This is a genomic window from Hymenobacter sp. (assembly GCF_036388155.1).
GTDB lineage: Bacteria > Bacteroidota > Bacteroidia > Cytophagales > Hymenobacteraceae > Hymenobacter.
Genome location: NZ_DASVSI010000123.1, coordinates 65,625 through 74,866, shown reverse-complemented (window position 1 = coordinate 74,866; position 9,242 = coordinate 65,625). Strand labels below are relative to the sequence as shown.

General features: G+C 62.8%; 7 protein-coding genes. 1 reads left to right on the top strand and 6 read right to left on the bottom strand.

Features of this window, described 5'->3' with window-relative positions; all coding sequences use genetic code 11:
* Positions 1-82: 82 nt before the first annotated feature.
* From VF629_RS17100 to VF629_RS17080, 5 genes are all read right to left on the bottom strand, one after another.
* Positions 83-3,391: a tetratricopeptide repeat protein gene (locus tag VF629_RS17100; protein WP_331059706.1), complete on the bottom strand. Its 3,309-nt coding sequence runs from the start codon at positions 3,389-3,391 to the stop codon at positions 83-85.
* 130 nt (positions 3,392-3,521) lie between these two features.
* A complete protein-coding gene (locus VF629_RS17095; protein ID WP_331059705.1) occupies positions 3,522-4,055 on the bottom strand; it encodes a PPC domain-containing DNA-binding protein in 534 nt (177 codons plus the stop codon).
* Positions 4,056-4,127: 72 nt separating this feature from the next.
* The gene (locus tag VF629_RS17090; protein WP_331059704.1) at positions 4,128-5,270 is read right to left on the bottom strand and encodes a hypothetical protein; all 1,143 of its coding nucleotides are present in this window, start codon (positions 5,268-5,270) and stop codon (positions 4,128-4,130) included.
* Between the two features lie 137 nt (positions 5,271-5,407).
* Positions 5,408-6,175, bottom strand: a complete 768-nt coding sequence (locus VF629_RS17085; RefSeq protein WP_331059703.1) for a hypothetical protein — start codon at positions 6,173-6,175, stop codon at positions 5,408-5,410.
* A 136-nt stretch (positions 6,176-6,311) separates the two neighbouring features.
* Entirely contained in the window at positions 6,312-6,884 is a 573-nt protein-coding gene (locus tag VF629_RS17080; RefSeq protein WP_331059702.1) for an RNA polymerase sigma factor, read from the bottom strand.
* 128 nt (positions 6,885-7,012) lie between these two features.
* Here VF629_RS17080 and VF629_RS17075 point away from each other — a divergent pair, with 128 nt between their 5' ends.
* Complete coding sequence (locus VF629_RS17075; RefSeq protein WP_331059701.1) at positions 7,013-7,573, top strand: hypothetical protein; 561 nt, start codon at positions 7,013-7,015, stop codon at positions 7,571-7,573.
* Between the two features lie 53 nt (positions 7,574-7,626).
* Here the strand turns inward: VF629_RS17075 and VF629_RS17070 are convergent, their stop codons facing one another.
* A complete protein-coding gene (locus VF629_RS17070) occupies positions 7,627-9,231 on the bottom strand; it encodes an aldehyde dehydrogenase family protein (protein ID WP_331059700.1) in 1,605 nt (534 codons plus the stop codon).
* Between the last annotated feature and the right edge of the window lie 11 nt (positions 9,232-9,242).

Here is a 9,242-nt window from a genome sequence, read left to right as displayed (position 1 = left end):
GCCCAATCTGCGGACCTCCGCGTTTTTCCTCCGCGAACCTCCGCGAGAAAGTTAGTCAGGCTGACAGACCAGCGTGCTCTATCTACTTCTTGTCGTACACGGCCAGGTTCCAGTACGTGTCGGTGCGCAGGGGCTTGCCGGCCGCGTCGAAGTAGGTGGTGGGGCCGCTGCGTTCGCCGCTGCGGTAGGTTTCCTCGCGTTCCAGGGTACCGTCGGGACGGTAGTAACGGCAGCGGCCGTGCAGCACCCCGTGCTGGTAGCTTTCCTGCTCCATGCGCTTCCCGCCGGGGTAAAAACTTTCCAGTTGGCCCGTGCGCAGCCCTTTGAGGAAGGCCGTGCGCCGAAACACCTCACCCGAAGCGTAGTAGTACGTAGCTGGCCCGGTGGCCATGTTGTGGTCGAAAGTTTCGGCGGCAGCGGGCTTGCCGTTGGCAAAGGCCACGGCCACGGCACCGCTCTGGTTGGCCAGCGGCTGTAAGGCGGCGCCTTCGCCCGGGCCGCGGTAGCTCACTACCTCGTCGTGCTCGTACATCTTTTCGAGCAGGAGTTCGCCGGCGGGGTTGTAGCAGCGGGCCGAGCCGTGCATGTCGCCGCCTTCGAGGTGGTACACCTGCTCGACTTGCCCGTTGGCAAAGTAGATGGTCCACTCCCCGTCGGCGGCTCCGTCGCGGTAGCGGCCCTTGGTCCGCACCTTGCCGTTGGGGTGGTACAGCACCCATTCGCCGTGGGGCCGCCCGTTGCGGTATTCGCCAGTGCTTTCGGTTTTGCCGTCAGGGTACGAGCCTTTGAACGGGCCATCGCGGCGCCCCTGGGTTTGGCCGAACGTCGACTCGGTGCTGCCGTCGGGCCGCAGCCACGTGCCTTGCCCCGAGCTTGCGTAGCAGGCCAGGCCCGAGCGGAACAGGGGCTTGCCGCTGGGGTAGCGCAGGCTGTATTCTTTGGAGTCGGGTTTGAGCTCCACCAGGCTCAGCACCTGCCCCACCGAGTCGTAAGTTGTGATGCGGCGCAGGGTGCCAAACTCCTGCATGCGTTCCTGGGTGAGCTTGCCGCCTGGCTCGTAGCTGCGGGCGGGGCCGTTTTGTTCGCCTTTGTGATACTCGTATTCCTCGCTCACGCGGCCATTGGGGTAGTAGTCTTTCCACAGGCCGTGGCGCTGGCCGTCCAGGTAGTACCCGGTTTGTTGCGGCTGGCCGTCTTGCGCGTATTGCTCCCAGTAGCCGTCCTCGCTGCCGTCCACGAAGTTCACGCGGCGCTGCAGCTGCCCCCCGTAGTGGTACAGCTCTGACTTGCCCGCTTTCACGCCCTTGTTGTCGTAGTGCGTGATTTCCCGAAGCCCGCCGTTGGAGTAGAACCACTGCCACTCGCCCGCCATTTGCCCGTCCACGTACGTGCCGGTGGCATATTTGCGGCTATTGGCATCGAACGACTGAACGGCTACGCGCCCTTTTTTCACCGGCTGGTCGGAGGTGAGCTTGCCGGCGCGGTCGTAGTAGCGCAGGCGCACCACGCGGCCGTGCGCGTACTCCACGTCGGCGTAGAGGTGGCCGGTTTCGTCGTAATCTTTGTAGAGGCCGTGCAGCTGGCCGGCTTCGTCGTACGACTTCTCCACGCTCGGCTTGCCGTTGCTGAAAAAAGTCCGCCAAGTGCCTATTTGCTTGCCGTGGTTATAGCGACCTTCTTCGCTCACGGTCCCGTTGGGGTGGTACTCGGTGAAGGCGCCGTCATTTTCGCCTTTGTCGTGCGTGCCTTTGCGCTCGGGCGTTTTGTCGGGGTAGTACGTGGCAAAGGGGCCTTGCTTCACGCCATTCGCCAGCATGGTGGTGTATTCCAGCGTGCCGTCTCGGTAAAACCCTTCTTCCAAGCCATCGGCTTTGTCGGCCCGCATGGTGTTGCGCATGCGCACCTGGCCGTTGTCGTGGTAGGTGGTATAGGGGCCTTCCAGGTTTCCGGCTTTGAAGGTGCGGGTGCCGATGCGCGTGCCGCACTCGTTGTATACGGTGAGCACGCCATCTTCTTTGCCGGCGCGGTAGGTGAGGTCGGCCGAGGGCTGGCCGTTGGTATAAAACTCGCGCGAGAGCCCGTCGCGCTCGCCCTTGTCGTTGTAGCTGAAGGTGCGTTCCACCGTGCCATCGGGCCGTAGCACCTTCCACGTGCCGGTGCGCAGTCCGGCCGCGCTGTGCTGCCCCACGGCATCAATTGCGCCCTGGTTGGTGATGGAAAGCCACTCGCCGGTGCCTTTCACCTTGCCGTTCTCGACCGTGCCGGGCCCCATGCCGTAGAGTTGGCCATCGTCGTACCAGCCCGCAAGGCGCTGGCTGGCCGCACCGCCCACCACCTGCTGCTGCAGGGTGAGCTCCGACAGCGCCGGCAGCAAGGCCTTGACCAGGGCATCGGCCTTCTTTTGGTTGGATTTCACCCACTGAGCGGCCTTTTTATCCTCGGCCGACTGCAAAATGAGGTAGGTGAAAGTGGTCAGGTGGTCGTCTTTGCGCAACAGGGCCACCATCGGCCCGTAAGCCCGTACCCAAAAGTCATCGGCCGGACCATCTACGGGAAATTTCTCTACCAGCAGCTGGGTTTGCTTCACCACCGAAGCCTCGAACTTCACCTTGCTTACGTAGCTGGCCTGCAGCGCTACTTTGCTGTCGAGCAGCTGGTCGAGGTCTTCAAACGCTTTGTTGGATGAGATGGGCTTGGCCTTCTCATTGTCGGGCACCACGGGGGCGCCCATCGAGAGGCGCTCAGCGTCTATTAGTACGCTTTGGGCCACGGGCCCGCTTTCCACCAGCGCCAAGTAGGTGAGCCAGCTGATAAGGGCATGCGCGGTGTGGCCCTGCTGGGCCGCCAGGATGCCCAGCAAGCGGTGCGAGCCCAGGTGCGTGGGCGCCAGCTCCAGGCTGTGCTGCAGGTTGGTCAGGGCTTCGGCGGTCTGCAGCCGGCGCACGTGCGTCACGCCCTGGTTGTAGTACAGCGTCTGGTTATACGGGAACAGCTTCAGCCCTTGCTTGTAGGTGGCCAGCGCCGCATCCACTTGCTTGAGCTCTTCCTGGGCGTCGGCCAGGTTGTTGTAGGTGAGCGGTTCGAAGGGGTTCAGGGCCAGGGCGCGGCGCGCGGCGGCCACGGCTTCCTCGTGCTTGCCCGCCGACCGCAGGCTCAGGGCCAGTTCGCTTTGGGCGTACGCGTAGGTTGAGTCGCCCGGCGTCACGGCCTGGTACTTGGCAATGGCGCCGGCGTAGTCTTCTTTGTCGTGTAAGGCTACTCCCTCTTTTACGAGCTGGCCGGGCTTGGGCCAGCTTTGAGGCGCGGGGCGCTGCGGGGTTTGCTGGCCCACCCCCACCAACGGGGCAGCCAGAAGCAGCGCCAACGAGGCCCCGCGTAAAAGTATTGGCATAATGAAATAGAAGGTAGAAGACCCGACAAATGCCAAGCTTCGCGCGTTGGCACTATTGTCTACACTACCACAATAATAAGCATATATGCCCTATCCTCATCTCGATTTCATCTAATTTCGACGACCCGGCCTACCTTTTTTTTATAGGGGCCCGCAATTGGCTTGGCAGCGCCTTTGGCGCCTCGCCCACTACCAACTCCTGGTAGCCGAACGTGGGGTCTTTTTCGCGCCGAAATTCCAGCGCTGGCAGCTCGCCCACCACGATTTCGGCGGTGGTGTACACCCGGCAGCCGTCCAGCAAATGCCCGCCAATGGTGCGGCCCGTGCTATCGGAAAACGCGAGGTGCAGGTGCGAGCCGTTGGCAGAGAGCGTGCCTACGAGGGATACAATTTCGAAGTGGCCGCGGTACTCCGTCGGACCCTCCTGGTTGGCCAGGCGCACCGTGGCCACCGTCAGGCTGCCCACGCAGGTAAGCATGGTGCCCGCCGCAATGCGGTTGGCCTGCACAAAAGCCAGTAGCTGCTGGCGCAAATCCTCGCCGGGCTTCAGGCGCAAGGCGTACGTTTTCAGCGGAGAAGAAGGTGCGGCGGGCAAAGCGGGAGATTTTTGGGCCACTGCCGGGCCAGCCAGCAGCGCAAACAAGAACAGACGAAGGAGCGACATTACGCCAAAGAACGTCAGGCGGCGCGCAACCTGACGTTCTTTTGTTCAACTGCCCGTCGTGGAGGTCCTCCCCTATTTGCTGAATCGCACGGTGCCGTAGCGCACCTTGATGTTGACGTTGCCCGCCGTGCGCGCCGCCGGCGCCCCGCCGAATACGCCCAGCACATCGCAGGTTTGGGGGCCATTTTCCTGCGAAAGCACCCGCACCATCTTTTTATCGACCAGCAGCTGCCCTTGCTCAGTGGTGACGTCAAACCGGAAAGCCGGCGCTTCGGCAAAGCCCAAGCGGATGGTGCTGAACCCGCCGTCGAGGTTCACCTGGCGGAAGTTGGGGCCCATGTCGCGCACCACAAAGTCGGGGCAGTAGCGCACCGCCATGTCCAGGGCCTGGTCCAGCTTGTCGATGGTGAAACGCGAGTAGCCCGACGAGCCCCGCAGGTTGCGCACCGTGCCCAGGGCCACGTCGCCGTATTTGCTGTGCACGGTCAGGTCCTGCACGGTCCCAATGTCGATGTCCGAATGGTTGTTGCGCAGGTCGATGGCCGAACCTTGCTCCAGGCGCAGCCGGGCGTAGCTGGCGTCGATGCTGGCCCGGTCGGCGTAGGCAATGCTGCAGTCGCCGTTGCCAATGCGCACTAGGTTCTGGGGGTTTTCCAGGCGGCCGGTGCGCAGGGCGCCGTACTCCACTGCCAGTTCCGTTGGGCCGCTCATGTCGCCGGCAATGGTGACTTCGCCAAAGCTGTTGTACACCCGCAACGCGGTGGTGCGCGGCAGCCAGACGGTGTAATTCACCTCGTAGCGGCAGCCACCGGCTCGGCCGCGCAAGGCGGGCCCAAACTGCGTGCTCACCGACACGCCGCCGGTGCGGGCGTCATATTCCAGCCACTGCACGTCCAGAGCGTCCAGCACCTGGCGGGCGCCCTGCTCGGTTTCGGAGCGGGCCACCAGCTCGGCTTCCACCTTTATTTCCCGCTTGCTCCACGGGTTGATTTGCACGCGTCCGTACCGGGTGAGCAGCGAGAACGGACGGCCGGTTTTGGGCACGGCGTAGCTGCGGCTCAACCGACGGCGCTGCTCTACCTGCAGCGCCGATACGTCTTGCTGGTCGGGCTGGTCCGGCTGACCGGGCTGCGCCTGCGGGTTCTGACGGGTTTGCTCCTGTGCTCTTTCCTGGCCAAACAACGCCTCTTCGGCATTGCCGGCGGCAGTTGGCAAGGCCGCCGACACCATGCTGGTCTCAACAGGCGCCCAAATCCCAACGTTGGCAGGGGCTGCAACGGCAGACCAAGGGCCGGCAAGGGCCAACAAGGTCATTGTCAACGCCAGCCTAATTCGGGAGGAGGTCAGGGCTTTCATTCGGCAATATTGCGGCTATCGGCCAGCACAAAGGCACCAGATGGTTCAGCGGGCTGAGTGGCACCCCCCATTCTAATCTGTTGGTCGAGGATGTCGAGGCGAATTTGCAGGTTGCGGTTCATGGCCGTGAGCACGGCGTCGGGCTGGGGGTGCTGCGGCAACTCCTGCTTCAGCTGGCGGTAGCTCGAATCGAGCGACACCAGTTCGCGCTGCCAGTCGGCGGTCATGCCGGCCATGCCGGGTCCGGTCAGGTTGCGCAGCTCGTCTTGGCGCCGAGCCAGTTGGTTGGTGTAGTAAGCCTCCATGCCCCGCACGGCGCGCACCAGCTGGCTGTCGGCGCCCGTGCTGCGGTCGGCGGCGGTCAGGGCCACGGGGTTTAGGTTTTGGTAGGTGTACTCTTCAGTCGTAGAATTCACAGGCGCCGTTTCGGCAGGGACCACAGCGGCCACTTCGGGGGCTTTTTGGTCAGATTTCCAGGCTTCGCTGGCACCGGCGGCAAACACCAGCAGGGCCAACGACGCAGCCACGCCGTAGCGTTGGAGCCAGTTGGCCCGCAGCGGCGCGGCCCCGGCCACGGGAAGTTGTTGCGCGGGGGCGGCTACGTCGTCGGTCAGGCGCATAACGGGGGCGCCCGGCGCGGCCTCGGGGGCCGCCAACTGCTGCTCGAGCGCCGCCCACAGGTCGGGGCGCGGCTCGTGCGTGTCGAAATCGGCGCGGTGCCGCTCGACGAAGTTTTCTAGGGAATTATGCTTGTTGGAGTTCATGAAGAAGGTAGCAGACGCAATGTTCGTCCAGGTTCAAAGCGGGCTGCGGGGATATACGTAAACCGCGGCCGAGCGAAAGAGGATGAGGGCTAAAAAGAAAATTAAGTAACCGTCTAAAAACTAAAAGGATTGTTGGTTAACTCAGGCCGCGCTGGGCGGCCAGTTCGCGCAGCCGAACCCGCGCCCGGCTGTATTGTGATTTGGAGGTAGACTCGGAAATGCCCAGGATGCCGGCAATTTCGAGGTGGTCGTAGCCTTCGAGCAGGTACAAGCTCAGCACCACGCGGTAGCCGTCGGGCAGTTCCTGAATGCAGCGGCGCAGCACGTCGGCCCGGTAGTGGGCGTCGGCCTCGTCGTCGGTTCCGGCCGCTATGGGCTCGGCCGGTTCTTCCTGGTGCTGCTCGCCCAGCGGCACCAGCGCCAGCCGGCGCTGCCGCAGGCAATTGATGCTTTTGTTGACCACAATGCGTTTCAGCCACGCGCCAAACGACGAGTCGCCTTTGTAGCTGCTGAGCTCCCGAAAGGCACTCAAAAAAGATTCTTGCAACACGTCCTCGGCTTCGGCGTAATCTCCGGTAATGCGCAAGGCCGCGTTGAACATGGCTTTGGCGTAGCGCCGGTAAATTTCAGCTTGGGCCTGACGGTCGTTCAGGCGGCAGCGCTCCACCAGGGGCGCATTGATGTCAACGTAGGCAACGGCGGCTTCCATGTGCAGAGAAAGGCGATGTTAAAGAGCTTAAGCAAGCGAAAGACCCCACATCGGGCGCAAGGGTTGCACCGTATATGCCAAAGGCAAGGCCGTTAACTTGTCTGCAAATTAACCTTTTTTCTACCGTGATGAAGGCATTATTTTTTGGTCGAATTTCGCTGTTTTTCTGCCTGCTGAGCGGGTTCGCCTTGGCCAGCAGCTGTTCGAAAAAAGAATCGGACCCGGTTGCTTCCGACTCGGTCATGGATTTCGGCCCCGGCGTCGGCTACAGCCCCCGAGACGCCAGCAACAGGGCAATTGGAACCCAGGACCCCACCGATTGGACCCTGGACAACCAGTGGAACGCCAAGGAGGCCGAATTGTTCAAGTCGCTGGCTCTGAACGTCAACGACAGGCCTATCGGCACTGCCTCAATGAGCGGAGCCTACCCCAATCCCGCCACTGCCTCAGTCAGACTCTCCTGGTCCACACCCGAGGCCGCGCAGCACGACTTTGTCATCGCAGACCAATCGTACCAAGCCATTATCGGAAACAGTTCGTCAACACCGTCTTTTGGCGGCTCCTCCACGTTTAACTTATCCCAGAACAGCGCTTTCAAGAGGGGGCAGGTCTACCGCGTTTACTACATATTTCACAACGGCAAAACGGTGTACTACAAAGGCCACGGCGACATCAAAATAGCAGAATAAAAAAGGCCGCCCTGATTAACGAGGCGGCCTTTTTTATTCTGCATCAAGCTTACTTACACATCAAACTTAATGCCCTGCGCCAGCGGCAGCTCCGTGGAGTAGTTGATGGTGTTGGTCTGGCGGCGCATGTAAATTTTCCAGGCGTCGGAGCCGGACTCGCGGCCGCCACCGGTTTCTTTCTCGCCGCCAAACGCGCCGCCAATTTCCGCCCCGCTCGTGCCGATGTTCACGTTGGCAATGCCGCAGTCGGAACCGCTGGCAGCCAGGAAGGCTTCGGCCTCGCGCATGTTGAGGGTGAAAATGCTGGACGACAAGCCCTGGCGCACGTCGTTTTGCAGCTCAATGGCTTTTTCCACGCCGCCGCTGTAGCGAATGAGGTAGAGAATGGGCGCAAATGTCTCTTCCTGCACCGTGTGGTAGTGGTTTTCCACTTCCACCAGCGCGGGCTGCACGTAGTGGCCGCCGTGCAGCTCGGCACTGCTCAGCACCTGGCCGCCGGTGAGCAGCTTGCCGCCTTCGGCCTGCACCTGCGTGAGGGCATCCTCGAAGGTTTTCACCGCGTCGGCATCAATCAGCGGCCCCACCAAAGTGCCCTCCTGCAGCGGATGGCCGATGGGCAGCTTGGGGTAGATGGCCAGCAAACGGTTCTTTACCTCGTCGAAAATGCTGTCTTCGATGATGACGCGGCGCGTGCTGGTGCAGCGCTGCCCCGCCGTGCCCACCGCCCCAAACACAATGGCGCGAATAGCAATGTCGAGGTCGGCGTTTTTGGTGACGATGATGGCGTTGTTGCCGCCCAATTCCAGCAGGGCACGGCCCAGGCGGGCGCCCACTACCTCGCCCACCTTGCGGCCCATGCGGGTGCTGCCCGTGGCCGACACCAGCGGCACGCGCTTGTCGGCAGCCATGGCAGCGCCGATGTCGGCCCCGCCCACCACCAGGTTGAACACGCCTTCGGGAATGTCGTTTTCCGCCAGCACGTCCTTGATGATGTGCTGCACGGCCACGGCCGTAAGCGGCGTTTTCTCCGAGGGCTTCCAGATGCTCACGTCGCCGCACACGGCGGCCAACATGGCGTTCCAGCTCCACACCGCCACCGGGAAGTTGAAGGCCGAAATGATGCCCACGAGGCCCAGCGGCTGGTACTGCTCGTACATGCGGTGCGCCGGCCGCTCCGAGTGCATGGTGAGGCCGTGCAGCTGGCGCGAGAGGCCCACCGCGAAGTCGCAGATGTCAATCATCTCCTGCACTTCGCCCAGGCCTTCCTGCAGGATTTTGCCCATTTCGGCGCTCACCAGCTTGCCCAGCGGCTCCTTGTATTCGCGCAGCTTGTTGCCGATTTGCCGCACGATGTCGCCGCGCTTTGGGGCGGGCACCAGGCGCCATTTCTGGAAAGCCTCCTGCGCGGTTTCAACCACGGCGTTGTAGTCCGCCACGGTGGCAAAAGCCACGGCGGCCATGCGGCGGCCATCGGCCGGGGCCAGCACGGTGCGGCGCTCGGCGTTGGCGCGGCCGCCCCAGGTGCGGCCGGTGCTGAAAGCGGCGTTCTCCGACTCCACGCCCAACTGGCGCAGCACGTCCTGGATGCCGTGGGGGTCTTCGTGCGGGTGCGCCACCGTTACGTCGGGCGCCGTTGCTTCTTCGAGGGCTTGTTTCATGGAAACTGGGT